Source organism: Serratia sp. GW822-FHT06D09 (assembly GCF_058799515.1).
On sequence record NZ_JBXALO010000004.1, the window covers coordinates 315,473 to 340,667 of the forward strand.

A 25,195-nucleotide genomic window follows, 5' to 3' on the forward strand; every position below is an offset into this window, starting at 1 on the left:
AAAGGGGACCAATGTGACGAATAAACTGAACATGCCCTATGTCTGGACTATCTGCCTGGTCGCCGCTTGCGGTGGCCTGTTATTCGGCTACGACTGGGTGGTCATAGGCGGGGCCAAGCCTTTCTACGAGGCCTATTTTGGCATCACCGATCCCGCCCAGTCAGGCTGGGCGATGAGTTCGGCGCTGGTGGGCTGTATTTTCGGCGCGGTGATCTCGGGCCTGCTGTCGGATCGTTTTGGCCGCAAGCTGCCGTTGGCGATTGCCGCCTTGACCTTCGTGATCTCGGCCTGGGGCACCGCCGTGGCCACCAGTTTTGACGCCTTTATCATTTACCGCATTGTCGGCGGGGTCGGCATTGGCCTGGCTTCGGCGCTGTCGCCGGTGTATATCGCCGAAATCAGCCCGGCGGCACAGCGGGGGCGCTTCGTTGCGGTGAACCAATTGACCATTGTGATCGGGGTATTGGCAGCGCAGTTGATCAACCTGCTGATCGCCGATCCGGTGGCGGCCAATGCCGGTCAGGCGGAGTTGTTGGCTAGCTGGAACGGACAGGTTGGCTGGCGTTATATGTTTGGCGCCGAACTGGTACCGGCGCTGGCCTTCCTGCTGCTGATGCTGGCAGTGCCGGAATCGCCACGCTGGCTGGCGAAGGTCGGCCGCCACGAGCAGGCGCAGAAGGTCTTGCGACGCATCGGCAATGAAAGCTATGCGCAGCAAACGCTAAAGGAGATCCGTCATACGCTGGACAAGGACAGCGGCAAGGTGCCGCTCAGTGCGCTGCTGCGCAGCGATGTACGGCCGGTGTTGGTGATAGGCATTGTGCTGGCGATATTTCAGCAGTGGTGCGGTATCAACGTGATCTTTAACTATGCGCAGGAGATCTTCGCGTCGGCAGGGTTCGATATTAACGATACGTTGAAGTCGATCGTCGCCACCGGGTTGATCAACCTGATCTTCACCTTGCTGGCTTTACCGCTGGTGGATCGCATTGGCCGACGCCGGCTGATGCTGATAGGCGCCTGTGGATTAACGGTGATCTACCTGCTGATGGCGGCGGCTTACGCCTATGGTTTGCTGGGGCTGCCGGTGTTGTTACTGGTGTTGGTCGCCATCGCTATCTATGCCGTCACGCTTGCCCCCGTTACTTGGGTACTGCTGTCTGAAATCTTCCCCAATCGCATTCGCGGAGCAGCCATGGCCGCCGGCACCTTTGCGCTGTGGGTGGCCTGTTTTGTCCTGACCTATAGCTTCCCGTTGCTGAATGCCGCATTGGGCGCAGCGGGCAGTTTCCTGTTGTATGGCGTCATTTGCCTGGCCGGTGCGGGGTTCATTTACGCCAGAGTGCCGGAAACCAAAGGCATTACTCTGGAAGCATTGGAAGAACAGCTCAGTGCAGCAGGCACGGATCGCGCCAGGGAGAAAAAGTTTACTTAACCCTGTTTAGTTTAATGCGTGATCCTGTGGCGGTAAGTAATCAGTTTGATCATTTAGTGTAATGAGTCTGTGCTCCGCCTGAGGGCGAACAGCGGTAAAGCCTTCAGGCGGGATAATAAAAATAGGCAGCAAGAGGTTAATGAACATTAACTGGAGAATAACGATGTTGCTAAAAAAAATAAAACACGTGCTGTTAGCCATTACCGGGGGCCTGATTATTTTCAGTGCAGGCGCACAGGCTAAGAACGACAAAACCGCCATCGGCGCTATTTATCTCGATACCCAGGGGTATTACGCCGGGGTCCGCTGGGGCGTGCAAGACGGCGCCGCCAAGGACAAAGGGAAAATTGAAATCATAGAAACCAATGCGCAGGGGGATGTTTCTAAAGAAAGTTCGTTTATCGATACCATGATTGCGCGCGACGTGAATGCCATCGTGCTTTCCGCCGTTTCGGTGAATGGCAGCGTGCGGGCCATCAAGCGTGCCAACGAAGCCAGTATTCCGGTGATTTGTTACAACACCTGCATTAATGAGAAAGGCGTAGATAAATATGTTTATGCCTATTTGGTCGGCGATCCCTACGAGTTTGGCAAAAAACTGGGTAATACCGCCGCCGACTACTTCATTGAAAAGAAAATAACCGAGCCTGCGATCGCCGTTATTAATTGCGAAGCCTTCGAAGTTTGCGTGCAACGGCGTAAAGGATTTGAAGAGGCGTTAAAAGCGAAAGTACCGGGCATGAAAATCGTCGCTAATCAGGAAGGCACCGTGCTGGACAAGGCGATATCGGTCGGCGAGAAACTGCTGATTTCCTCCGGGAAAGTCGATGCCATTTTCGGCGAATCCGGCGGCGCTACGCTCGGGGCGGTTAAAGCCGTGCGCAACCAGAACAAGGTCGGCCAAACGGTGGTATTCGGCTCGGACATGACCACCGAAATCGCGCAGGAACTGGTGAACCGTCAGGTACTGCAGGCGGTGGTGGATATCTCGGGCAAGAAAATGGGGGCGTTGGTCTTTACGCAGGCGATGAACGCCATCAACCAGCGGCCGGTCGGCCAAAAGGTGGTGCAGGTGCCGATCGATCTCTACGCCTCGTCGCAGAGCGCTACTGATTGGCTAGTGACTCACAAAGACGGCTTACCTTAGAGCCTATTCCATTAGGTTATTTTATTTGTCCGTTTGGCCCTGGGCAGTGCTCAGAATCCTCACGTACTCTGTGTACGCTCCGGTTCTTCCGCGCTGTCCTTGTCCAAACTGCCTGCAACAATGACGCCTACTGGGATAGGCTCTTAATGTCGGTGGCTTGCATGAGTGACAGAGCCTTAAACGAATTGGCGCAGCAACCGGTCGTGGCCCGCATTCAATCGGGGCATAAGCGTTACCCGGGAGTGGTGGCGCTGCAAGATGTGAATTTCACGCTGCAGCGTGGCGAGGTGCGCGCTCTGCTGGGGAAAAACGGCGCGGGCAAGTCCACCTTGATCCGCATGTTGACCGGCAGTGAGCGGCCGGACGCCGGGCAGGTGTTTATCGGCGATCGACTGCTGGAGGGGCCAGATGCGCTGTTGACGCGCCGGGCCGGTGAGCTTGGCGTGCGGGCCGTCTATCAGGAGCTAAGCCTGGTTCAGGACATGAGCGTGGCGGAAAACCTGTGTTTGGGGGCCTGGCCGCAGCGCGCCGGCGTGATTGACGCACCAGGCATGCTGGCGCAGGCCCGGCACGCGTTGGCGCTGCTCGGGGTGGACATCGATCCTCAACAATGGGTTCGCGATCTCAGCCCGGCGCAGCAGCAGCTGGTGGAGATAGCCCGGGCCTGCCAGGGGGATCCCAAAGTGGTGATCCTCGACGAGCCAACCAGTTCGCTGGCCAACGCCGAGGCCGATCTGGTCGCGGCGGCAGTGATGCGCCTTTCCGCCGCCGGGATTGCAGTGGTGTATGTCAGCCACCGAATGAATGAGATCCGCCGGCTGGCGTCGTCCTGCACCATTATGCGCGACGGTCGCGTGGCGGGTGACGTGGCACTGGACAACACCTCAACTCAGCAAATTGTCGACCTGATGCTGGGCCATCAAGACCACCATACGCAAACCGTCACGGCCCCGAAGGGCGGGGACAAGGTTTTTGAAGTTAAACAATTATCGCTGCCGCCCAAGTTGCATCAGGTCAGTTTTGAGCTGCGGCGGGGCGAAGTACTGGGCATTGCCGGGTTGTTGGGCGCAGGCCGCAGTGAATTGCTGAAAGCCATCGTTGGTCTGACGCCGTTCACCGACGGCGAGCTGATCCTCGACGGTGAAACGCTGATCTGCCCGAATTACGCCCAGATGCTCCAGCGCGGTATGGCCTACACGCCGGAAAACCGAAAGGCGGAGGGCATCATGCCGTTGCTGGGCGTGGATGAAAATACCGTGATGACAGACAGCCGCTCCGTCAGCCGCTTTGGCGTGTTGAATTGGCCGAAGATCAAACAGGCAACCTCGGCGATCGTCAGCCGGATGCGGGTGAAAACCGCAGAAACCGGCACACCGATCATGACGCTTTCCGGCGGTAACCAGCAGAAGGTGGTGATCGGCCGTTGGGTTTACGCCAGAAGCCGGATCCTGTTGCTGGATGAGCCGACGCGCGGCGTGGATGTCGAAGCGAAAAACCAAATTTACCGTATTGCGCGTGAGCTGGCGGCAGAGGGGAAAAGTATCATTTTCGTATCGAGCGAAGTGGAGGAATTACCCCAGGTCTGCGACCGGATCTTGTTGTTGCAGCAAGGCACGATAGTGAAGGAGTTTATCTCGCCCGTGGATGTTGAACAGCTGATGTCTGAAGTGCTGATGATCCAATAATTCTGCCCACATTCGAAGGCACCGGAGGTAATACAATGTCCACATTGGTACCGGAAGTAAAAATAACCCGAACCCGAAAATTATCGAAGCACGCCAATGAACTGGGCCTGCTGGCAATTATTGTCGTGCTTTACCTGGTATTTTCTATTTATGCCACCGGGTTTATTTCGCTGAATAACCAAATGAATATCTTACGCGATGCCGCCACCATCGGCATTGCCGCCTGGGCCATGACGCTGATTATTATTTCCGGGGAAATCGACGTTAGCGTAGGCCCGATGGTGGCGTTTATCTCGGTGATCCTGGCTTATTTGATGCAGTACGCGATCCCGCTGCCGTTCGCGCTGATCCTGGCCTTGTGCCTGGGGGCGGCGTTGGGCTCGGTCGCCGGGGTGTTGCGAGGCTGGTTTAACGTGCCCAGCTTTGTCGCCACATTGGGGCTTTGGAGCGCCCTGCGCGGGATGGGATTGTTTATGACCAACGCCTTGCCGGTGCCGATCGACGAAAATGGCGTGCTGGACTGGCTGGGTGGGCAGGTACTGGGGCTGCCGGTTTCGGCGGTGATTATGCTGATCCTGTTCGTGGTTTTTCAGTTTATCAGCAAGAAAACCGCCTTTGGCCGCTCGGTGTACGCCATTGGCGGCAACGCCAGCGCCGCCCAGCTGTGCGGCATTAACGTCAAACGCATTCGTGTCCTGCTGTTTACCCTGGCCGGCCTGTTGGCGGCCGTCACCGGTATTCTGTTGGCGGCGCGCCTGGGCTCCGGCAATGCCGGTGCGGCCAGTGGCCTGGAGTTTGACGTGATTGCCGCCGTGGTGGTCGGGGGGACAGCCTTGTCCGGCGGGCGCGGTTCGATGCTTGGCACTCTGCTCGGCGTGCTGGTGATCACCCTGATTGGCAACGGCCTGGTCTTGCTGGGAATTAACTCCTTTTTCCAACAGGTGGTCAGAGGGGTGATTATCGTACTGGCGGTGCTGGCCAATATTATCGTGATGCAGAAGAACAATAAGCAATAGCCTCATATGCCACTAAAAATAACGCATTAAATCTGGAAGGAAAATATTATGGGAAAAATGTTGGCGGCTTATTTACCCGGAAATTCCACGGCAGAGCTGCGCGAGGTGGATATTCCGCAACCGGGTATTGGCCAGGTATTAATTAAAATGAAGTCGTCCGGTATTTGCGGCAGCGATATTCATTATATTTATCATCAGCACCGTGGCACGGCTGCCGCACCGGATCAGCCCTTGTACCGGGGATTTATTAACGGTCACGAACCTTGTGGGCAGATTGTCGCGTTGGGGGCCGGTTGCCGGCACTTTCGCGAGAGTGACCGCGTGCTGGTGTACCACATTTCCGGCTGCGGCTTTTGCAGCAACTGTCGCCGGGGCTATCCGATTTCCTGTACCGGCGTTGGCAAGGCAGCCTATGGCTGGCAACGGGATGGCGGCCACGCCGACTATCTGTTGGCGGAGGAAAAGGATCTGATCCATCTGCCGGATTCGCTCAGCTACGAAGACGGCGCTTTTATTTCCTGCGGCGTCGGCACGGCCTATGAAGGCATTGTGCGCGGCGAGGTGTCCGGCAGCGATCACGTGCTGGTCGTAGGGTTGGGCCCGGTCGGCATGATGGCGATGATGCTGGCGAAGGGGCGGGGGGCGAAAACGGTGATTGGCGTAGATGTCATACCGGAACGTCTGGCGACCGCGAAGCGGTTGGGGCTGATGGATCACGGTTTTCTGACCGGCGAGGGGGTGACAGAGCGCATTCGCGAATTGACCGCGGGCGGCGCCAACGTCACCCTCGACTGTTCCGGTAACGCTAAAGGACGGCTGCTGGCGCTGCAGGCATCCTCGGACTGGGGAAGGGTTGTCTACATCGGTGAAACCGGCAAGGTGGAATTTGAGGTCAGTGCAGACCTGATGCATCACCAACGACGAATTATCGGCTCCTGGGTCACCAGCCTGCACCATATGGAAAAATGTTGTACCGACCTGCACGACTGGAAAATGCATCCGCATCACGCGATTACCCACCGCTTTGCCCTTGAACAGGCTGCCGATGCTTATGCGCTGATGGCTTCCGGGCAGTGTGGCAAGGTGGTGATTAACTTCGCCGATTAACGTCAGGGGGCACTATGGCACTGTTTAGTTTGGATAACGGCTGCGTCTCGCTGGTGGTTTCCTCGTTGGGCGGCAGCGTGCTGAAATTCACCGCTTATACACCGGAGGGAGAGCTTCCTCTGCTGCGGCCTGCGGTAGTGAATGACGCTACGCCGGCGCTGCAATCGGGATGTTTTCCTCTGGTCCCCTTTGGCAATCGGGTCAATCAAAACCGCTTCAGCTTCGAGCAGCAAGACTACCGGCTCAGCGCCAATACCGACTGGGATCGGCATTATCTGCATGGTGACGGCTGGCTGCAGGAATGGCAATGTGTTGAGCAAGGCGACGAAGTCCTTCACTTGCGCTATCAGCATGAGAATGGCCCTTATCGTTATCAGGTAGAACAATACTTTACCCTGCATCAGCACCAACTCAGCATCGAACTGGCGGTAGAGCACACCGGAGAAAGGCCGATGCCCTATGGGCTGGGTTGGCATCCGTACTTTCCGTTAACCGCGCATACCCGGGTACAGGCTTCCGCCGCGGCCTATTGGCGGGAGGCCGAAGACTGGCTGGCGGGCGAGCAGGCGGCGCTGAGCGAAGAAATGGATTTCAACCAGCCGGGGCCATTGCCGCGTCATTGGGTGAACAACGGCTTTAGCGGCTGGAATGGCGAGGCGGAGATCCAGTGGCCGGAGCAGGGAGCTCGGTTACGAATGAACACTCAGCCGGCCTGTCCGGTTTATTTCCTGTTCGTCTCGGATCCGGCCTTCGATCCGGGTTATCAATTCGACTTTTTCTGTCTGGAACCCATGTCCCACGCGGCCAACGGGCATAACATGGCTGACCTGGGCGGGCTGCGCCGCCTGGCTAAAGGGCAGCGGTTTAGCCAGACGATGTTGCTCCGTTATTCCGCGCTTTAAGCCCGAAAATTAAAATTCGGATCTCCTTCACAGAACCCATTCAAACTCTGCAACCGGTTACTGAAACCGGTTGCGGTTTTTTCGTTTTTGAAACCATACTCATTCTTCAACTGAATCATTTGTACCTATGCCTCCAGGAGAACGGATGAAAAAAATATTCTTATGCTGCGCCGCAGGAATGTCGACCAGCATGGTGGTGAATAAAATGAAAAAGTCTGCCGAACAGCAGGGGATTGAGGTTGATATTATCGCCGTCGGCCTGGAGGAATTTGAATCCACGTTGGCGAATTACCAATGTTGCCTGCTTGGGCCGCAGGTGAAATATAAGTTCGCCGATTTTAAAAAGATTGCCGACAGGGAAAATAAACCTATCGCGGTGATAAACAGCATGGATTACGGCATGATGCGCGGCGATAAAATTCTCGCCGAAGCCTTACAGATGATCGCACAACACTGATCCCACCGGGCCGCCGGCATCAGGCCGTTTCCGCCGGTTTTCCCATCCTGTGACCATTGACTCAGCACCTCCCGAGGGTTGGACCATGAGTATCAGCCAGGCCGCATTCAATTTTATCGAAAACCGCATCAGCCCGATTGCCGGGAGATTATCGACTCAGCGACATATTATGGCGATCCGCGACGGTTTTATTTCCGCGATGCCCTTTATGATCGTCGGCTCATTCTTGCTGGTGTTTGCCTATCCGCCCTTTTCCGCCGACAGCAGTTGGGGCATTGCCCAATGGTGGCTGGGGGCGGCGGAAAAACATCAGGTCGCTATTCTCACCCCGTTTAATATGACGATGGGCATTATGTCCATCTATATCACCGCCGCCATTGCCTACAACCTGGCGCAGAGTTATAAGCTCGATCCCTTTATGGCGGCGATGCTGGCATTGATGTCTTTCTTGCTGGTGGCCGCGCCGCAAAGCGAAAAGATGCTGCCGACCGCGGCACTGGGCGGCGTGGGGATCTTCACCGCCATTTTGGTGGCGATATACACCACCGAACTGATCCGTTTCCTTAAGGCGCACAATATCGGCATCTCGCTGCCGGAACAGGTGCCGGCCAAGATCAAGCAGTCGTTCGATCTGCTGATCCCGATACTGGCGGTGGTGATCACCCTGTATCCGCTGAGCCTGCTGGTGCAGCACCAGTTCAACCTGCTGTTGCCGCAGGCGATCATGGCGCTGTTCCAACCCTTGATCTCTGCTGCGGATTCGTTGCCGGCGATCTTGCTGGCGGTGCTGATCGGCCATTTGCTGTGGTTTGCGGGTATCCACGGCGCGGTGATCGTTTCCGGCATGCTGCAGGCCTTCTGGCTCACCAACCTGGGGATTAACCAAGACGCGCTGGCCGCCAACCAACCGATGCCGCACATCTTTATGGAGGCCTTCTGGACCTTCTTTATCGTCATCGGCGGATCCGGCGCCACCTTTGGGCTGGTACTGCTTTATCTGCGCAGCCGTTCGGCGCACCTGCGTTCGATCGGCAAGCTGAGCCTGGTGCCGAGTTGTTTCAACATCAACGAACCGGTGATCTTCGGCACGCCGATCGTGATGAACCCTACCTTCTTTATTCCGTTTATTACCGCGCCGATCGTCAATTCGATCATCGCCTACGCGGCGGTGAAGCTGGATCTGATCGGGCGGGTGATCTCGGTGGTGCCCTGGACCGCTCCGGCGCCGATTGGTGCCGCCTGGGCTACCGGTTGGGATTTCCGCGCCGCGCTGTTGGTGCTGCTGCTGGCGGCGGTTTCGGCGTTGATCTACTACCCGTTCTTCAAAGTCTATGAGCAACAGCTGCTGGATCAGGAAGTGAGCGAAGCGGAGCAGATTGAACAGACACAAGGAGTCACCGAATGATGGACATGGAAACGGCGGTAATGGAGCTGATCATCAACGCCGGAGAGGCGCGCAGCTGTGCCATGCAGGCGCTGTATGCGGCGCGTAAGTACCAGTGGGACCAGGTGGATATTCTGCTGGCGGAATCGCAACTGGCGGCGAAGCGTGCCCACGCCACCCAGACCGAGCTGATCGGTTTTGACGAGGGGGAGGGCAAACTGCCGGTCAACCTGATTATGGTGCACGCGCAGGACCACATCATGAATGCCATGCTGGCGCGCGATCTGGTGGAGGAACTGGTGAGAATTTACCGATTACTGGAGCAAAACGGGGTGAAAAACCAATGAGCGTATTTCCGAAAGACTTTCTCTGGGGGGCCGCGACCGCGTCTTATCAGGTCGAGGGCGGCTATGATGCCGACGGCAAAGGCCTGTCCAACTGGGACCTGTTCTCTCACCTGCCAGGCACCACCTATCAGGGGACTAACGGCGACGTGGCGGTCGATCACTATCATCGCTTCCGTGAAGATGTGGCGCTGATGGCCGAGCTGGGTATGCAGACCTACCGATTCTCGATCTCCTGGCCACGGCTGCTGCCACAAGGCCGGGGAGAAGTGAACGAGGCCGGGATCCAATTCTACAGCGATCTGATCGACGAACTGCTCAAGCACAATATCAAACCGATGATCACCCTGTACCACTGGGATCTGCCGCAGGCGTTGCAGGACGCATTTGGTGGTTGGGAATCACGAGAGATCGTCGATGCTTTTGATGAATATGCGCGTCTGTGTTACTCGCGGTTTGGCGACCGGGTCGAACTCTGGTCCACGTTCAATGAAACCATCGTGTTTATCGGCATGGGCTATTTCACCGGGGCGCACCCACCCAAACTGACCGATCCGAAAAAGGGCATTCAGGCGTGTCACCATGTGTTCCTGGCCAACGCCCGAGCGGTAAAAAGCTTCCGTGAAATGAAGATCAAGGGCCAGATCGGCTTCGTCAACGTGCTGCAACCGAACGATCCGATCAGCGATTCACCGCAGGATCGCCGCGCCTGCGAAATAGCCGAAGGGATCTTCACCCACTGGCTGTACGATCCGGTGCTGAAGGGCGAATACCCGTCAGAGCTGCTGGCGATGGCGCAGCAGGCCTTTGGCGTGCCGCATTTCGCGCCGGGCGATGAGGCATTGCTGAAAGAGAATATCGTCGATTTTATCGGCCTGAATTACTACAAGCGTGAAATGGTCGCGCACAACGATGACGTGGACGGTTATACCATCAACACCAGCGGGCAGAAGGGCAGCGGGCGCGAGCTGGGCTTCAAGGGGTTGTTTAAACAGGTTCGCAATCCGCACGGCGTCTACACTGATTGGGACTGGGAGGTCTATCCGCAGGGGTTGACCGATGCCATTGGCCGTATCGTCAAACGCTACGGCAATATCCCAATCTACATTACCGAGAACGGGCTGGGAGCCAAGGATCCGATCGTCGAAGGTGAGGTGCGCGATCAACCACGTATTGATTATTTACGCGATCATATCCAGGCGATTGGCGCGGCGATCGAGCAGGGCGCGGATGTTCGTGGTTATTACCCGTGGTCGTTTATCGATCTGCTCTCCTGGCTCAACGGCTATCAGAAACAGTACGGCTTTGTGTATGTCGATCACGACAACAATCTGGCACGTAAGAAGAAGCAGAGCTTTGGCTGGTACCAGCGGGTGATCGCCACCAACGGCGAACGGTTGTAACTCGCTAAAGGGGTAAGTCTCAGTATGTCCCAGGCTGATAGGCAACACTTTAGCCTGGGCGGGTACTTACCCTCTTTTTCTGATCTGTCTGTCAATCATACCCTTCTCAAAATCCCCTTTTGCTATTCCATTTCGGCATACCCGTGTTGTGACTATTCATTACTCACCGCCTATAAAAACGCCATATAGTCAAATTATTGCCTTACCGTACCATCACAAACAGGAGGGGGGAGATGAGCGATTTCCCGCTTGAACCGCCACACAATTTTTCTCGCCGGCTGGCAGAGCATAAGCATCTACTACAGTTCTTGTGGGAAACGGCCAAATCTGGGCGGATCGCCATTCACCCCTGCATCCCACTTTCTGCATGATGAGGGAACAAGCATGAGCATGAAAACGATAACGCTGGGCAGCAATTCATTCGACTACCAGGACAGCGGCAGCGGGGACACCACCCTGCTGTTGCTTTCCGGTTGGTGCCAGGATCACCGGCTTTTTAAACACCTAATACCGCTGCTGGCGCAACACTATCGCGTACTGAATATTGATTGGCGCGGGCACAATGCCGCACGCAGTTATGACGGCGATTTTGGTATGGATGATCTCACGGCCGATCTGGTTCTGTTTCTTGACCGGCTGGATGTTGAGCGCTTGATTCCGCTCTCTACATCTCATGGCGGCTGGGCCAACATCGCTTTAAGCCAGCAACTGGGCCCGTTGCGGGTACCGAAAACCATCGTGGTGGACTGGTTGATGACCGGAGCTTTTACCGATCTGCTGCAGAATTTACAGCAGAGCCAGCGGCCGGAAAGCTGGCAACAGGCGCGAGATGCCCTGTTTGCGGAATGGGTAGCCCATACGGATAACCAGGATGTGATCAACCATGTCCAACAGGAAATGGCCGGATTCGATCAGGAGATGTGGATCCGTTCTTGTCGGGAAATCGAGTTGGCCTATGGGCAATTTGGCTCTCCCCTGCAACGCCTGGAACAGCTCACCCCTGAGCGTCCGGTAATGCACCTCTATTCACAACCGCATAGCGCAGAGTATGACCAGTTGCAGCGCGAGTTCGCCCAACGCCACCGCGGGTTCAATCCGGTAAAAATTGCGGGGGCGAGTCATTTCCCCACCCTGGAATCGCCGGACAAAGTGGTGATGGAAATCCGGTCATTTATTGGCTAGGCAACATCCCGCCGTAGCAACAGCGCTCCTAATGATGAGCAGATTCATAAGAATGTGCGTAGCCGTATTTATGTCGTTCGGCCTGTCTGCCGTGATTAAACCAGCGACATTGTGCACGCCTGTTTTCCAGTGGGTAATCAGGAGGTAAAACATGAGCATGCAGGCCGATCGTAAGGTCATCACTGGCGGTCATATTATCACCATGGATGCAGAGTATGGGGAACTGCCCCAGGGGGCGCTGCTGATTGAAAATGGCCGGATCGCAGCGCTGGCGGAAAACGCAAAGGCGTTTAGTCATCTGGATGCCGAAGTGATCGATGCGCGTGGTGCGATCGTGTTGCCGGGTATGATCGACAGTCATCGCCACACCTGGATGTCGTTGTTTCGGGGGATCTCCGGCGATATGTCGTTGCCGGAATTTCTGGCAAATACGTTTTATGGGCTGGGGGCCTTGGTGACCGCCGAGGATTTGTCCACTGCCACCCTGGTGGGGGCGCTCGAGGCCATAGACAGCGGGGTCACAACCATCCTCGACTGCTGTGACTGTGTGAATAGCCCGGATCATGCCGTCGCGGCGATCGAATCACTGCAACAATCCGGTATCCGTGGCGTGTATTCCTATGGATTTCAGGTTTATGATTTTCAGCCCGCCGGTTTTTCCAGCCATCAAGAACGCGTCAATTTTGCCGCTGAATTGCGCGAGCGTTATTTTAGCGACGATCAGGGTTTGTTGCGTATGGGGACCTTGCTCAGCGATTTTGGCACCGTGCCCTTTACGCAGACTGCGGCGGAGATCCGCATGGCGCAGCAGCAGGATATCCTGATTGCTTCTCATACCGGCGCACTGCCGAATAGCCGGTTATTGAAAGGGTTACAGGAGCTTGACGATCATCAATTGCTGCAGCCCGGTCACCTGCATATTCACTGTTCCGGTCTGACCGATCCCGAATGGCGGCTGTTGGCTAAAACCGGCGCTAAAGTCAGCATTGCTCCCGAAACTGAAATGCAAATGGGCATGGGCTTTCCTCCCATCAGAGCCTGCCTGGATCACGGGATAGCCCCGGCGATCAGCACTGACATTGTCTGCGTGGGGTCTGGGGATCTGTTTTCGCAGATGCGGCTGGGGCTGCAAACCCAGCGCTGCCTGGATAACCATCAGCACCATATCCGTGGTGAAGTGGTTTCTGAACTTTCTCTCTCGGTGGGGGATGCGTTGCGTTGGGCGACCCACGGCAGCGCGGCTGCGCTGGGAATGGAGACAAGTATTGGTTCGCTGACGCCGGGAAAACAGGCCGATGTGATTATGCTTAAACATCAGCGGGCGATGGTGCCTTCTTCTTTCCCAAGGGCGAGCAGCGTGTTGCAGTCCCATGCCGCCGATGTAGATACGGTGATCATCAACGGCCAGACTCGCAAGCGGCATGGCGAACTGGTGGGACAGGATATGGCCGCCATCCGGCAACGTGCCGCTCAGACGCTGGCGCGTATTCAGCAGGCGGCACTCGGGCGTGCAGAGATCACCGGAGCAGAAGCGGTTGCCTGGCTTAGGGAGGCGGAGCGGAGAGCGTCGGTAAATCTGGCGGAGGCCTATCGCCGATAAGCGTATTTTGGATGATGCTGCGCCCGACCGAAGCCGGGCGCAGGGAGATTACAGTGAGTCCGGATCCGGCCCCAGGCGGTTGCCGATATCCAGTTTGGCAATTTCGCCCAGTTCGTCTTTATCCAGTTTGAAGTCGAAGACTTCGAAGTTTTCACGAATGCGCGCTGGCGTGACCGATTTCGGGATCACGATCAGCCCGCTGTCCAGGTGCCAGCGCACCACGATTTGCGCCGGGGTTTTCTCGTATTTTTCCGCCAGGTTTTTGATCACCGCTTGGTCGAATACCCCTTCGCCACCTTGTGCCAGTGGGCTCCAGGATTCGGTCGCAATATGGTGGGTTGCGTTCCAGGCGCGTAGCTGACGCTGTTGCAGCAACGGGTGCAGCTCGATTTGGTTAATCACCGGTGCGACATTGGTTTCGTCCAGCAGGCGCTGCAGGTGCGGGGTGTGGAAATTGCATACCCCGATGCTTTTGACCAACCCCTGCTCGCGCAGTTTGATCAGCCCGCGCCAGGCGTCGACATATTGGTCCTGCTGCGGCCTTGGCCAGTGGATCAGATACAGATCGACGTAATCCAACTTGAGTTTTTCCAGGCTGGTTTCCAGCGCGCCTTGCGGGTCGCCCTGATCGTCGTTCCACAGTTTGGTGGTGATAAACAGCTCATCGCGTGGTATTGAGGTGGATTGCAGTGCTGCGCCAACCCCTTCCTCATTCTTGTAGATTGCAGCGGTATCGATCGAGCGATAGCCCACCTCCAGTGCTTTAAGCACCGCCTGGGTGGTTTCTGAAATACTCGCCTGCCAAACGCCGAGACCCAACTGCGGCATCAGATTACCATCGTGGAGTTTGATGATGGGTTGTTGCGTTGTCATGCGTATCTCCTTGTCAACGGATTGCCCAGTGCTGTATGCACCGGAAACGGCTATTAATAAATTCTAGTTGGCAAATTGGGGGAGTGCTGAGTTTGCTAACCAAATTCCAGCGCTGTCGGGATAGGGCGGCTACAGGTCATGTTTTCTCCCATGGGTTAATCAGATGAGGATCGGCAGCGCGAATAGCGCATTGAACTGCGCCCGATGAAGCGTCGGGCGCAGGAGAGAAGTTGAAACTAAAGCCTAGCAGGAAATAGGCGGTTTGCGATTAACGCGCCGCGTTATAAATGCGTTGGCTGACTTCGAGGGTGATGTCTTGATGCTCGCCAAGTGCTGTCATGCCGTGCTGATGCAGTTTATCAAGCAACGCCGGGATAGAGCTGCCGTCGAGCTGGTAATCCGCCATGCGGGTCGGTACGCCCATTTGTTCGAAGAAGGCACGAGTGGCGGCGATGGCACCGTCGATACGGCTGTCTTCACTGCCATCGCGCAGGCCCCAAACGCGGTCGGCGTACTGCAGCAGTTTTTCGCGTTTCTGCGCTTTTTTCTCGATCAGCAGCGCAGGCAGAACAATCGCCAGCGTCTGGGCATGATCCAAACCGTGCATGGCGGTCAATTCGTGGCCCAGCATGTGGGTTGCCCAATCCTGCGGCACACCGGCGCCGATCAGACCGTTCAAGGCCATGGTTGCGCTCCACATCACGTTGGCGCGCACCGCATAGTTTTCCGGCTCGGACAGCGCGCGCGGGCCATCTTCCAGCAGCGTCAGCAGCAGGCCTTCGGCAAAGCGATCTTGCACCTTGGCGTCGACCGGATAGGTCAAATACTGCTCAATGGTGTGGACAAAGGCATCGACTACGCCATTGGCGATTTGGCGCGGCGGCAGAGAGTAGGTCACTACCGGATCCAGCACCGCGAACAGCGGTTGCACGTGTGGCGAGAAGAAGTGCTGTTTGTCGCCGCTGCTTTTGCGGGTGATCACTGCGCCGCTGTTGGACTCAGAGCCGGTGGCCGGCAGTGTCAGTACGCAGCCCATTGGCACCGCGCCTTTGATTTCACTGCCCACGGTTTTCAGGATGTGCCATGGATCGGCATCCGCCTGATAATGGGCCGCTGCGGCAATAAACTTGGTGCCATCAACCACGGAGCCGCCGCCGACCGCCAGCAGGAAATCGATATTCTCTGCGCGCACCACTTCGACCGCTTTCATCAGCGTTTCGTAGGTTGGGTTAGGCTCAATGCCGGAAAACTCCTGCACGTTGCGGCCCGCCAGTGCGGCATACACCTGATCCAGCACGCCATTTTTCTTCACGCTGCCGCCACCGTAGGTGATCAGAATGCGTGCGTCGGCAGGGATCTGCTGTGCCAGGCCGGCGATTTGGTCTTGGCCGAACAGGATTTTGGTTGGGGTATGAAGAATAAAGTTTTGCATGGGTAATTTCTCTTCTGCATGTGGCAAGCGCCGCTGGCGCAAAATATCTGAGGTGTATTGTCAGTAACTTGGCTCAGCAGCACAATGCACATTCCTGCCCGAGTCTTGCCTATTCCTACAAAGCGTTGTAGAAAAATAGAGTTTTAAACTATTATTTATGCCGAATTATTCTTAATGTAAGAGGGTGTTTCCGTGAGCGAAATCGATGAACTGCGCGGCCGCATGGCGCGCCAGGCGGCCTGCTTTGCCGAGAGCAACGGTTACACGCCCTCGCCGGTGCCGCTGGTGAAAATTCTTTATGTCGATCGTCATTGCCCGCGCCAGCCGGTGATGTATGAGCCGGGTGTGGTGATCATTTTCCAGGGGCACAAGGTCGGCTACTGCGGTAATCGGGTTTTCCAGTATGACCCGCGCAATTATCTGTTGATGACGGTGCCGTTGCCGTTTGAGTGCGAAACCTTCGCCAGCCCGGAATTGCCGCTGGTGGGGTTGTCGGTGAACATCGACAGCCAAATGCTGCAGGACCTGTTGATCGACATCGGCGATGACGACTACCTGGTGAAGCCGCGCAGAGAAAGCAGCGGGGTGAACCTGGCCGAGCTGTCGGAAGAACTGTTGTGCGCCACCGAACGCCTGCTGGATGTGATGGCCAAACCGCTGGATGCACGCGTACTGGGGCCGCAGATTGTACGTGAAATTCTCTACCACGTACTGCGCGGAGCCTGTGGCGCCTCATTGCAGGAATTGGTTAACCGCCATACCCACTTCAGCCAAATCGCCAAGGCGCTGCGGCGTATTGAGAACCAATATGCGGACAACCTCAACGTTGAGCAGTTGGCGGGGGAGGTGAATATGAGCATCTCGGCGTTTCACCATAACTTCAAGGCGGTGACCAACACCTCGCCGCTGCAATATGTGAAATCCTATCGCTTGCACAAGGCGCGTTTGCTGATGGTACACGACGGTTTGAAAGCCAGTACCGCGGCGATCCGTGTCGGCTACGAAAGCGCTTCGCAGTTCAGCCGCGAGTTCAAACGTTTCTTTGGCGTGACGCCGAGTGACGAAGTTGCCCGACTGCGCGAAAACCCTCCTTTAATGATGGAAGGTTAATCTCGCCGCCGGGCAGTGATTCAGCGCGTCAGCACAATTTTACCGAATGCTCCGCGATCGAGGTGATCGAGCGCCTGCGGCAATTGATCAAAGCGGTAGCGCTGGTCGATCACCGGCTGTAGGGCATTAACGTCCACCGCACGCACCAGATCTTCCAGTGCGCGGCGGTGGCCGACACCAATACCCTGAATGACCGGCGATTTCATCAGCAGCGGCCCTGCGGGAGCCGAAACTTCAAAGCCCTCCAGCGCCCCGATCACCGAGATACGCCCGTGCACCGCAACGGCGCGTACCGAATTACCGAGATTAGGGCCACCCACGGTGTCAATCACGTGGTCGATGCCGCGATCCTGGGTCAACTGGTACACCTTTTCTACCCAGTCCGCAGTCAGACGGTTAATGCCATGATCGGCACCCAAGGCTTTGGCTCGCGCCAGTTTTTCGTCGCTGCCGGAGGTTACATAGACCTCGGCACCCAGCATTTTGGCGATTTGCAGTCCGAACAGCGCCACGCCACCAGTGCCTTGTACCAGCACCGATTCTCCGGCGTGCAGCTGGCCCTGTTCCACCAGCGCGAACCAGGCGGTCAGTCCGGCACAGGGCAGGGTACTGGCCTGCGCGTCGTCCAGCGAGGTGGGCGCAGCCGCCAACCAGTCTTCGTGCAGCACTACGTATTCCGCCAGCATACCCTGATAAAAGCCGCCCAGAGTGCGGTAGGGTGGGATGCGCGCATTACCATAGGGTTTTTGCCGGCCATCGATCCAGTCGGGGCTAAAGGTGGAAATCACCCGTTCGCCGGGCTGAAAACGGGTAACGTCGGGCCCAATGGCGTCGACTTCACCGGCCATGTCGGAGGCTGGCGTGAAGGGCTGCGGCAGTTCTAGTCCCATGCCGGTTTCAATGACCAGTTTGTCGCGGTAATTGAGCGATACCGCATTCACTTTCACTCTGATCTGGTGCGGTCCCGGTTGCGGTATGACGCTTTCGTTCAGTTGCAGGTGTTGGCGCCCCAGGGCGTCCATTGTCCAGCGTTGCATTGTTTCGGCCATGATTGACTCCAAAGTCAGCGATAAACAGACCTGCTGATAATATCGTTGATAGAAGTTCGCCAGTGGCGATAAGATTTCCTTTGATTGTTTCTTTCAGGGCTACAAATCATGAGCGATCGATTGAACGGCATTTCGGTATTTGTCACCGCGGTGGAGGCAGGCAGTTTTGCGCTGGCGGCCAGCCGGCTACACCTTTCGCGTTCGGCGGTGGGGAAAACCATCGCCCGCCTGGAGCAACGGTTGGCCGTTCGCTTGTTTCATCGCACGACCCGCAGCCTGAGCCTGACCGACGACGGTGCGCTGTTTTACGAACGTTGTCTGCGGGCACTGGAAGAGATACGTACCGCAGAAATGCTGCTGGAGTCGGGGAAGCAGCAGGTCAACGGCAGGCTGAGGGTGTCGATGCCGGTGCTGTTTGGCCGCATGTGCATTGCGCCGCTGTTGACCAGTATGGCGCGTGAGCATCCTGGGCTGGAGCTGGAGCTGTCATTCAACGACCGCGTGGTGGATTTGATTGAGGACGGTTTTGACCTGGCGATCCGCAACGGTACGCTGGTCAGTAGCAGTGGGTTGGTGGCACGGCGCGTTGGCGACCACCGTATGACATTGTGCGCGGCTCCGGAATATCTGTTGCGCAGCGGCGAACCCAAAACCCTCGAGCAGCTGGCACAACATGATGCGGTGACCTACATGCGCGCCGGCGTGGTTCTTAACTGGACGCTTCTGGATGCCTGCGGAAAAGAGCAGGAGGTGATACCGAAGAAAGGGTTACAGATGGATGACCTGCAGGCGATTGCGGATGCCACGGTAGCGGGGTTTGGCATCGCCTGGTTACCTTGCTGGCTGGTGCGCGAAGCGTTGTTGAAAGGGGAATTGGTCAGGCTGATGCGCAATCGGCCCGGCATGTCATTCGACGTTCACGCGGTTTGGCCGCAAACGCCGCATTTGCCTTTGAAGGTTCGATTGGCGGTGGATACGCTGGTGAGCAAGCTGCCTCCCAGACTGGCGTTGGTTGAAAAAGCGCTTTAAGGGCGACGATGGCCGCCCGTCTGGGTATCAGGAAGAGGCGGCGCGTTTTTTACGCCAGATAACCAACATGCCGCCCACCAGGCCAACCAGCAGCAGCACCAACGGCAGGATCATCAGCCCGGTCATCACCTGGCTCTCATAGCGTTTAACCAAAGGGATCTGGCTGAAAGCGTAGCCGAGGCCGACCACTGCACCTACCCAAATCACCGCGCTTAGCCAGTTAAAGAACTGAAAACGGGTGCTGTTCAGGCCAGAAATCCCGGCCATGGTGGGCAGCAGGGTGCGAACAAAACCCAGAAAACGTCCGATGACCAGCGCCGTTAGGCCATGGCGGTTAAACAGGTTGTGTGCACGTTGGTGATACTGAGCGGGCAGTTGCAGCAACCAGCCTTTGACCAGATTGGTATGGCCCAACCAACGGCCCTGCAGGTAGCTCAGCCAGCAGCCCAGGCTGGCGGCGACGGTCAAAATGATCAGCGTTGGCACAAAGGCCATCACGCCTTTGGCGATCAGCGCGCCGGATAACAGCAGCAGGCTGTCGCCGGGTAAGAAGGAAGCTGGCAGTAGTCCGTTTTCTAAAAATAGAGTGGTGAAAAGCACCGCATAAACCACCCAAATTACGCTGGGATCGGCAAGGGCAATGAAGTCCTGCTGCCAAAGCGCATGAACAATCTCTCGTAATACATCCATTATTTATCCTGTTGCATACCGGTTGCGCCTGGCTTCAGGGTATCCAGGGCACAGTGTTGGCCGTATCTGACAGTTACCCGCCTAGTGTAACGCTAATAGCTTAAGCACACATTAAACAAGGCGAATAAAGTTGCCGATGCAAGCAGGCGTTCTGTTAGCGCGTATTGGCAATTCGGTCGAACCCGGCGGCGAGATCGGCGATCAGATCCTGCACATTTTCCAGGCCGATATGCAGGCGTACCAGAGTGCCGGAGAAGTCTATGCCACCCGCTGGGCGAATGGCTTCCAGTTCTTCCGGTTGGTTAGCCAGGATCAAGGATTCAAAGCCGCCCCAGGAATAGGCCATGCTGAAGTGGCTGAAGTTATCCAGAAACTCGGCTAACTGCACGTCGCTCAGGCGCTTTTTCAGCACGAAAGAAAACAGGCCGTTGCAGCCGTTGAAATCGCGCAGGTAAAACTCGTGGCCCTTGCAACCAGGCAGCGCCGGGTGATTGACCACCGCCACCTCTGGTCTCTGGGCCAGCCAATGGGCGACTTCGATGCTGCTCTGCTGGTGCTGCTTCAGGCGTATGCCCAGGGTGCGCAAACCGCGGCTGGCCATATAAGCGGTATCGGCGTCTACCATCTGGCCCATCAAATAAGAGTATTCACGCAGTTGGTCCCAACAGCGCTCGTTAGCCACGGCGGTGCCGAGCATGTAATCGGAATGGCCGATAATATATTTGGTGCCAGCCTGAATCGAAATGTCGATATCAAAATCCAGCGCCTTGAACAAGATGCCGGCCGCCCAGGTGTTATCGATCATGATCACCACTTCAGGTGCCACGGCGCGAATCGCCTGCACCATCGCCGGGATATCCTGGATCTCCATAGTGATCGAGCCGGGTGATTCAAGGAACACCACACGGGTATTGGGTTGAATCAGTCCGGCGATATCGGCGCCGATCAGCGGGTCGAAATAGGTGGTTTCCACATTCATGCGGCTCAGAATATGGGTACAAAAGTCCTGCGTCGGCTCATAGACGGAGCCGGTCATCAGCAGATGGTCGCCTGCGCCGACAAAGGACAGAATGGCGTTGGAGACCGCCGCCGCGCCGCAAGGATAGAGCACGCAGCCTACGCCGCCCTCCAGCTCGACCATCGCATCCTGCAACGCGAAGTGGGTCAGGGTGCCGCGTCGGCCGTAAAACAGCTCGCCATGAGCACGTTTGGCGGTAGCCTCTTTTTTGGCCGCCACGGAGTCAAATACCAATGAAGAAGCGCGTTGGGTGACGGGGTTGACGGAGCCCTGGGTATAGCGCTTGCTGCGCCCGGCGCCAATCAGGGTAGTTTCGATGTTTTTAGACGTCATAGGAGCGGGCTCACCTTTGCTTGATCTTCACGGGCCATTTGCAATAGCCCTTACGTTAGCATGACGCTTTATAGCCATCCAGACGTTTTAACATCCAAATGTAGAAACGGCTATAATCTTCTGCTCAATCGTGCTCTCGCATGCCATCCTTCTGCCTGACGGCGATAACCAAGCGAGTTTATCGGTGAGACCGGGATGTAACAGTAAAATGCGACAAATCCCCTGTCTATGTTGCATCCCTGTGCGGTAAAAGTGACGAAATAGCCCTATAAAGGGTGCATATAGGCCCGAACAGGCGGCGAATGGGTTCGCCAGGGAGCCATAAGTGCGCCGCAGGAGTAATTTTCCCGATTATTTGGTAAATAATAATGAGAACTACTATCAATCCCTGATTGGTTTGATATGATCGCACGCTGAATTATTCCTCAATTTTGATCGGTAACGGGTGGAGGCACAGCGTGAAAACGGCTGGCAAGAATTTAAATCAAGGATCGTTCGGTCAGGGCCGGGCGCAATGGGGCCAGGCGTTCGGCCGTGGTCTGTTAGCTTCAATGGTATTGGTGGCAGGTCTGGCCGGCAGTGCTCATGCGGCACCGGCGACTAATCCGGCCGTTACCGAAAGCGTGGCTCCGGCAGCCACCGCGCCTGCCGCGGCAGCGCCTGAAACCCTCACTCCGGTCAATCCGCAACCGACCATCCAGCCGCCGGAAACCCTCGGTATGGACCTGTCCGTCTGGGGTATGTACCAGCATGCGGACATCGTGGTGAAAATCGTGATGATCGGCCTGGTTCTGGCGTCTATCGTCACCTGGACCATCCTGTTCTCCAAGGGCAGCGAACTGTTCCGCGCCAAGCGCCGTCTGCGCCGCGAACAGCTGGCGTTGGCCAACGTACGCTCGCTGGACGAAGCGTCCGAACTGGCGCAGAGCTTCTCGGACGAAAGCATCAGCTCCGTGTTGCTGAACGATGCGCAAAACGAACTGGAGCTGTCGGCGGCGTCCAACGACAACAACGGCATCAAGGAACGTACCGGTTTCCGTCTGGAGCGTCGCGTAGCGGGCTACAGCCGTAACATGGGACGCGGCAATGGCTTCCTGGCGACCATCGGTGCCATTTCGCCGTTTGTCGGTCTGTTCGGTACCGTTTGGGGCATCATGAACAGCTTTATCGGCATCGCGCACTCACAAACCACCAACCTGGCCGTGGTTGCGCCCGGCATCGCAGAAGCGCTGCTGGCTACCGCGCTGGGCCTGGTCGCCGCTATTCCGGCGGTGGTGATTTATAACATCTTTGCCCGTGTGATCAGTGGTCACCGCGCTCAGGTTGGCGACGTAGCGGCACAGGTTCTGCTGTTGCTGGGCCGTGATTTGGATCTGGCCGCCACGGCGGAAGCCAAACGTTCACAGCATTCCCACCAACTGCGGGTGGGGTGAGTTATGGCGATGCGCTTAAATGAAGATCTGGACGACAGCGGCGAACTGCATGAAATCAACGTGACGCCGTTTATCGACGTCATGCTGGTGCTGTTGATCATCTTTATGGTGGCCGCGCCGCTGGCAACGGTAGATATCCGTGTCGATCTCCCGGCGTCCTCCGCCAAACCTCAGCCGCGTCCGGAAAAACCGGTGTTCCTGTCGGTGAAAGCGGACAAACAGCTCTACGTTGGTGAGCAGGCGGTCAGTGCAGATCAACTGACGTCGGTGCTGGATCAACGGACGCAGGCGAACAAAGAGACCACCATCTTCTTCCAGGCGGATAAGAGCGTGGACTACGAAACGCTGATGAGCGTAATGGATACGCTGCGTAAAGCCGGCTACCTGAAAGTGGGGCTGGTGGGGATGGAAGGCACCGCCAAGTAGCGGGCTGGCATCATCCAGGATTAGAAGGGCGCTCAGGCCCCTTTGAGGCCGTTGACAAAGTGCTCTGTTGTTTAATGGTAGGGGCGCTGCATGCTGCGCCCAATAGCATAATCAATGGGTTAAATCGGGTCGAACATGTTCGACCCCTACCGGTTTAGCCTTTCACAGGTTTGTCAGCAGTTTGAAAGGGCGCTCAGGCGCCCTTTTTTACGTCCAGAGTTCGAAAATATTCAGCCGCGAGCGTGCGCTGCAGCACGGGCGATTTGCTCATCGGTAGGACGTACGCCGGTGTAGAGGACAAACTGTTCCAGCGCCTGCAACGCAATCACTTCTGCCCCGGTAATCACCTGTTTGCCGTGCTCACGCCCGTAACGGACCAGCGGGGTTTCCGCAGGCAGTGCCACCACGTCGAAGACGATTTTCGCCGCATCGACAGTCGCGGGCGCGAAAGCCAATTGCTCCGCTTCTGCACCGCCGGCCATGCCGATTGGCGTTACGTTGATCACCATATCCACTTTTAGCTCATCGACTTGTGCCTGCCACTGATAGCCGTATGCACTGGCCAGAGCCTGTCCGGCCTGCGGGTTACGGGCGATGATATAGCCATTTTTAAAACCGGCGTCACGCAGTGCCGCGGTCACCGCTTTTGCCATACCGCCGCTGCCGCGCAGGGCAAAGGCGGTTTCTGTCGGGATTTGGTACTGGGCCAGCAATTTGGCGATGGCGATATAATCCGTGTTATAGGCCCGCAAAAAACCGGCGTCATTGACGATGGTATTGACCGATTCAATCGCCGTTGCGGAAGCGTCCAGCTCATCGAGGAAAGGGATGCAGCTCTCTTTGAACGGCATGGAAACCGCGCAACCACGGATGCCCAAAGCCCGTACGCCGCCCACTGCCGCCTGGATATCCTGGGTAGTGAACGCCTTGTAGATAAAGTTCAGACCCAGTTCCTGATACAGATAGTTATGAAAGCGAGTACCGAAGTTGCCTGGGCGACCGGCCAGCGACATGCACAGCTGGGTATCTTTGTTAATCTCACGGCTCATGCTGAGCTCCTTAAGCGGAAAAAGAAAAACCTCAAGTCAGGGCTGGCCGAGCAGCGCCTTCGAACCGGCGTGGCGCCAGTGGATATTGCCCGGCAGGTAAAGCGCGTTCTGTTCCAGGGGCCGCTCGTCAATCAGCGCGCTGACCATGTCGAAGCTGTGTTGCGCCAGGGCACGACAGTCTTGGGCCACGGTGTCGATTTTCAGCGTCAGGCCATCGAACAGGTAGTGATCGTCGAAACTGCACAAATGCAGGTCGCTCTCCATCAACTGGTGCTGATTCAGGTAGCGCAACACCCCTTCCAGCAGACCACAGGCGGCGGTAAATAACGCTTTTGGCGGACGGCCCAACTGTGCGCACAGCTGGGCGAACATCTCGTAGCCGGAGCTGGGGTGATAATTGCCGTTGATGATCCATTCCGGTTTACACGCCACGCCGGCGCGCTCAAGGCCGAGCTGAAAACCGGCCAATCGATCGCGGGTTGGCGAGATGCGCGGTTGCCCGCCAAGGAAATAGAACTCGTCAGGATGCTGGCGCGCGACGTTTTCCACCAGCGTAGCGGTCGAGCTCAGCGAGTCGGTGATCACCAGCGGCAGTTCGGAGCCGGTAATCAAGCGGTCCATCTGCACTACCGGCAGGCTGGCGTTAATCTTTTGGTATTCCGCATCGTTGAGCTGGCTGGAGGCGACAATCAGGCCGTCGACCTGACGCTGCACCAGGCTGTTCACCGCCATCATTTCCTGCGCCGGGTTTTCGTCGGTACAGGCGATCAGCAACTGCAAACCGGCCTCGCGGCACAGGGTTTCCAGCTCGCGTGAAATCACCGCAAAACCGTAGTTGGTCATTTCCGGCACCACCAGCCCCAGGGTATGGCTGCGGGAGGAACGCAGCGAACGGGCATGGAAGCTGGGCTGGTAATGGTGCTCGCCGGCCAGCGCCAGGATGCGATCGCGGGTATCGTCGGACACCCGATACTCCTTGCTGCGGCCATTAAGCACCAGGCTGGCGGTCGATTTCGACACGCCGGCCAGTGCGGCAATATCACTGATGGTTATGCGTTTATTTTTTTTCACTGACGGCATCTGAATTCATC

23 protein-coding genes are annotated in these 25,195 nt (G+C 56.8%); 16 read left to right on the forward strand and 7 right to left on the reverse strand.

Translation table 11 applies throughout. The features are described 5' to 3' along the window. Positions 1–13: 13 nt before the first annotated feature. The 12 genes from AC1RKG_RS12420 to AC1RKG_RS12475 all read left to right on the forward strand — a co-directional run bounded on the left by AC1RKG_RS12420 (position 14) and on the right by AC1RKG_RS12475 (position 13,662). On the forward strand, positions 14–1,435 hold the full coding sequence (locus tag AC1RKG_RS12420; RefSeq protein WP_261136102.1) for a sugar porter family MFS transporter: 1,422 nt from the start codon (positions 14–16) through the stop codon (positions 1,433–1,435). A 163-nt stretch (positions 1,436–1,598) separates the two neighbouring features. Then, positions 1,599–2,582 (forward strand): substrate-binding domain-containing protein, encoded by a 984-nt coding sequence (locus AC1RKG_RS12425; protein ID WP_174574796.1) that lies wholly within the window; start codon positions 1,599–1,601, stop codon positions 2,580–2,582. Between the two features lie 161 nt (positions 2,583–2,743). Next, positions 2,744–4,267 (forward strand): sugar ABC transporter ATP-binding protein, encoded by a 1,524-nt coding sequence (locus AC1RKG_RS12430; protein WP_493183154.1) that lies wholly within the window; start codon positions 2,744–2,746, stop codon positions 4,265–4,267. A 35-nt stretch (positions 4,268–4,302) separates the two neighbouring features. Continuing rightward, entirely contained in the window at positions 4,303–5,283 is a 981-nt protein-coding gene (locus AC1RKG_RS12435) for an ABC transporter permease (RefSeq protein WP_261440270.1), read from the forward strand. A 48-nt stretch (positions 5,284–5,331) separates the two neighbouring features. Further along, complete coding sequence (locus AC1RKG_RS12440) at positions 5,332–6,390, forward strand: zinc-dependent alcohol dehydrogenase family protein (RefSeq protein WP_122080252.1); 1,059 nt, start codon at positions 5,332–5,334, stop codon at positions 6,388–6,390. A 14-nt stretch (positions 6,391–6,404) separates the two neighbouring features. Further along, complete coding sequence (locus AC1RKG_RS12445; RefSeq protein ID WP_493183155.1) at positions 6,405–7,292, forward strand: aldose 1-epimerase; 888 nt, start codon at positions 6,405–6,407, stop codon at positions 7,290–7,292. A 145-nt stretch (positions 7,293–7,437) separates the two neighbouring features. Beyond that, entirely contained in the window at positions 7,438–7,749 is a 312-nt protein-coding gene (locus AC1RKG_RS12450) for a PTS sugar transporter subunit IIB (RefSeq protein ID WP_020828663.1), read from the forward strand. 85 nt (positions 7,750–7,834) lie between these two features. After that, positions 7,835–9,154 carry a PTS sugar transporter subunit IIC gene (locus tag AC1RKG_RS12455; protein ID WP_020828662.1) on the forward strand — a complete coding sequence of 440 codons (1,320 nt, stop codon included), beginning with the start codon at positions 7,835–7,837 and terminating at the stop codon, positions 9,152–9,154. Next, on the forward strand, positions 9,151–9,480 hold the full coding sequence (locus AC1RKG_RS12460; protein WP_020828661.1) for a PTS lactose/cellobiose transporter subunit IIA: 330 nt from the start codon (positions 9,151–9,153) through the stop codon (positions 9,478–9,480). Before AC1RKG_RS12455 ends, AC1RKG_RS12460 begins: the two co-directional genes overlap by 4 nt. Beyond that, positions 9,477–10,880 (forward strand): GH1 family beta-glucosidase, encoded by a 1,404-nt coding sequence (locus tag AC1RKG_RS12465; RefSeq protein WP_493183156.1) that lies wholly within the window; start codon positions 9,477–9,479, stop codon positions 10,878–10,880. Before AC1RKG_RS12460 ends, AC1RKG_RS12465 begins: the two co-directional genes overlap by 4 nt. Positions 10,881–11,264: 384 nt before the next feature. Further along, entirely contained in the window at positions 11,265–12,062 is a 798-nt protein-coding gene (locus AC1RKG_RS12470) for an alpha/beta fold hydrolase (protein WP_122080245.1), read from the forward strand. 151 nt (positions 12,063–12,213) lie between these two features. Further along, positions 12,214–13,662 carry an amidohydrolase family protein gene (locus tag AC1RKG_RS12475; RefSeq protein WP_259218489.1) on the forward strand — a complete coding sequence of 483 codons (1,449 nt, stop codon included), beginning with the start codon at positions 12,214–12,216 and terminating at the stop codon, positions 13,660–13,662. Between the two features lie 48 nt (positions 13,663–13,710). Here the strand turns inward: AC1RKG_RS12475 and dkgA are convergent, their stop codons facing one another. Next, on the reverse strand, positions 13,711–14,535 hold the full coding sequence (dkgA, locus tag AC1RKG_RS12480; protein ID WP_493183158.1) for a 2,5-didehydrogluconate reductase DkgA: 825 nt from the start codon (positions 14,533–14,535) through the stop codon (positions 13,711–13,713). Positions 14,536–14,803: 268 nt separating this feature from the next. Next, positions 14,804–15,967: an alcohol dehydrogenase gene (gene yqhD / locus AC1RKG_RS12485; protein ID WP_020828656.1), complete on the reverse strand. Its 1,164-nt coding sequence runs from the start codon at positions 15,965–15,967 to the stop codon at positions 14,804–14,806. Between the two features lie 222 nt (positions 15,968–16,189). Between yqhD and AC1RKG_RS12490 the strand changes: the two genes are divergently transcribed. Continuing rightward, entirely contained in the window at positions 16,190–17,077 is an 888-nt protein-coding gene (locus AC1RKG_RS12490) for an AraC family transcriptional regulator (RefSeq protein ID WP_218167687.1), read from the forward strand. A gap of 20 nt (positions 17,078–17,097) precedes the next feature. On the opposite strand, the gene AC1RKG_RS12495 is transcribed toward AC1RKG_RS12490, so the two are convergent. Beyond that, the gene (locus AC1RKG_RS12495; protein ID WP_419225725.1) at positions 17,098–18,126 is read right to left on the reverse strand and encodes a zinc-dependent alcohol dehydrogenase family protein; all 1,029 of its coding nucleotides are present in this window, start codon (positions 18,124–18,126) and stop codon (positions 17,098–17,100) included. A 108-nt stretch (positions 18,127–18,234) separates the two neighbouring features. Here AC1RKG_RS12495 and AC1RKG_RS12500 point away from each other — a divergent pair, with 108 nt between their 5' ends. Continuing rightward, positions 18,235–19,155 carry a LysR family transcriptional regulator gene (locus AC1RKG_RS12500; RefSeq protein ID WP_046372618.1) on the forward strand — a complete coding sequence of 307 codons (921 nt, stop codon included), beginning with the start codon at positions 18,235–18,237 and terminating at the stop codon, positions 19,153–19,155. Between the two features lie 27 nt (positions 19,156–19,182). On the opposite strand, the gene AC1RKG_RS12505 is transcribed toward AC1RKG_RS12500, so the two are convergent. Then, positions 19,183–19,845 carry a DedA family protein gene (locus AC1RKG_RS12505; RefSeq protein WP_046372619.1) on the reverse strand — a complete coding sequence of 221 codons (663 nt, stop codon included), beginning with the start codon at positions 19,843–19,845 and terminating at the stop codon, positions 19,183–19,185. 154 nt (positions 19,846–19,999) lie between these two features. Continuing rightward, positions 20,000–21,196: a cystathionine beta-lyase gene (metC, locus tag AC1RKG_RS12510; protein ID WP_493183161.1), complete on the reverse strand. Its 1,197-nt coding sequence runs from the start codon at positions 21,194–21,196 to the stop codon at positions 20,000–20,002. A gap of 458 nt (positions 21,197–21,654) precedes the next feature. On the opposite strand from metC, the gene exbB reads away from it, so the two are divergent. Both exbB and exbD read left to right on the forward strand, forming a co-directional pair. Beyond that, positions 21,655–22,629 carry a tol-pal system-associated acyl-CoA thioesterase gene (exbB, locus tag AC1RKG_RS12515; protein WP_493183162.1) on the forward strand — a complete coding sequence of 325 codons (975 nt, stop codon included), beginning with the start codon at positions 21,655–21,657 and terminating at the stop codon, positions 22,627–22,629. A gap of 3 nt (positions 22,630–22,632) precedes the next feature. Then, positions 22,633–23,055 (forward strand): TonB system transport protein ExbD, encoded by a 423-nt coding sequence (gene exbD, locus AC1RKG_RS12520; RefSeq protein WP_020828649.1) that lies wholly within the window; start codon positions 22,633–22,635, stop codon positions 23,053–23,055. 230 nt (positions 23,056–23,285) lie between these two features. Here the strand turns inward: exbD and AC1RKG_RS12525 are convergent, their stop codons facing one another. Both AC1RKG_RS12525 and AC1RKG_RS12530 read right to left on the reverse strand, forming a co-directional pair. Then, the gene (locus AC1RKG_RS12525; protein WP_493183163.1) at positions 23,286–24,104 is read right to left on the reverse strand and encodes a shikimate 5-dehydrogenase; all 819 of its coding nucleotides are present in this window, start codon (positions 24,102–24,104) and stop codon (positions 23,286–23,288) included. Positions 24,105–24,140: 36 nt separating this feature from the next. Beyond that, positions 24,141–25,184, reverse strand: coding sequence for a LacI family DNA-binding transcriptional regulator (locus AC1RKG_RS12530; protein WP_046372623.1), 1,044 nt, complete (start codon positions 25,182–25,184; stop codon positions 24,141–24,143). Between the last annotated feature and the right edge of the window lie 11 nt (positions 25,185–25,195).

Coding starts and splice junctions, on each gene's coding strand:
- AC1RKG_RS12425 (WP_174574796.1), top strand. CDS start 1,599: ATGTTGCTAAAAAAAATAAAACACGTGCTGTTAGCCATTACCGGGGGC.
- AC1RKG_RS12430 (WP_493183154.1), top strand. CDS start 2,744: ATGAGTGACAGAGCCTTAAACGAATTGGCGCAGCAACCGGTCGTGGCC.
- AC1RKG_RS12435 (WP_261440270.1), top strand. CDS start 4,303: ATGTCCACATTGGTACCGGAAGTAAAAATAACCCGAACCCGAAAATTA.
- AC1RKG_RS12440 (WP_122080252.1), top strand. CDS start 5,332: ATGGGAAAAATGTTGGCGGCTTATTTACCCGGAAATTCCACGGCAGAG.
- AC1RKG_RS12445 (WP_493183155.1), top strand. CDS start 6,405: ATGGCACTGTTTAGTTTGGATAACGGCTGCGTCTCGCTGGTGGTTTCC.
- AC1RKG_RS12450 (WP_020828663.1), top strand. CDS start 7,438: ATGAAAAAAATATTCTTATGCTGCGCCGCAGGAATGTCGACCAGCATG.
- AC1RKG_RS12455 (WP_020828662.1), top strand. CDS start 7,835: ATGAGTATCAGCCAGGCCGCATTCAATTTTATCGAAAACCGCATCAGC.
- AC1RKG_RS12460 (WP_020828661.1), top strand. CDS start 9,151: ATGATGGACATGGAAACGGCGGTAATGGAGCTGATCATCAACGCCGGA.
- AC1RKG_RS12465 (WP_493183156.1), top strand. CDS start 9,477: ATGAGCGTATTTCCGAAAGACTTTCTCTGGGGGGCCGCGACCGCGTCT.
- AC1RKG_RS12470 (WP_122080245.1), top strand. CDS start 11,265: ATGAGCATGAAAACGATAACGCTGGGCAGCAATTCATTCGACTACCAG.
- AC1RKG_RS12475 (WP_259218489.1), top strand. CDS start 12,214: ATGAGCATGCAGGCCGATCGTAAGGTCATCACTGGCGGTCATATTATC.
- dkgA (WP_493183158.1), bottom strand. CDS start 14,535: ATGACAACGCAACAACCCATCATCAAACTCCACGATGGTAATCTGATG.
- yqhD (WP_020828656.1), bottom strand. CDS start 15,967: ATGCAAAACTTTATTCTTCATACCCCAACCAAAATCCTGTTCGGCCAA.
- AC1RKG_RS12490 (WP_218167687.1), top strand. CDS start 16,190: ATGGCGCGCCAGGCGGCCTGCTTTGCCGAGAGCAACGGTTACACGCCC.
- AC1RKG_RS12495 (WP_419225725.1), bottom strand. CDS start 18,126: ATGGCCGAAACAATGCAACGCTGGACAATGGACGCCCTGGGGCGCCAA.
- AC1RKG_RS12500 (WP_046372618.1), top strand. CDS start 18,235: ATGAGCGATCGATTGAACGGCATTTCGGTATTTGTCACCGCGGTGGAG.
- AC1RKG_RS12505 (WP_046372619.1), bottom strand. CDS start 19,845: ATGGATGTATTACGAGAGATTGTTCATGCGCTTTGGCAGCAGGACTTC.
- metC (WP_493183161.1), bottom strand. CDS start 21,196: ATGACGTCTAAAAACATCGAAACTACCCTGATTGGCGCCGGGCGCAGC.
- exbD (WP_020828649.1), top strand. CDS start 22,633: ATGGCGATGCGCTTAAATGAAGATCTGGACGACAGCGGCGAACTGCAT.
- AC1RKG_RS12525 (WP_493183163.1), bottom strand. CDS start 24,104: ATGAGCCGTGAGATTAACAAAGATACCCAGCTGTGCATGTCGCTGGCC.
- AC1RKG_RS12530 (WP_046372623.1), bottom strand. CDS start 25,184: ATGCCGTCAGTGAAAAAAAATAAACGCATAACCATCAGTGATATTGCC.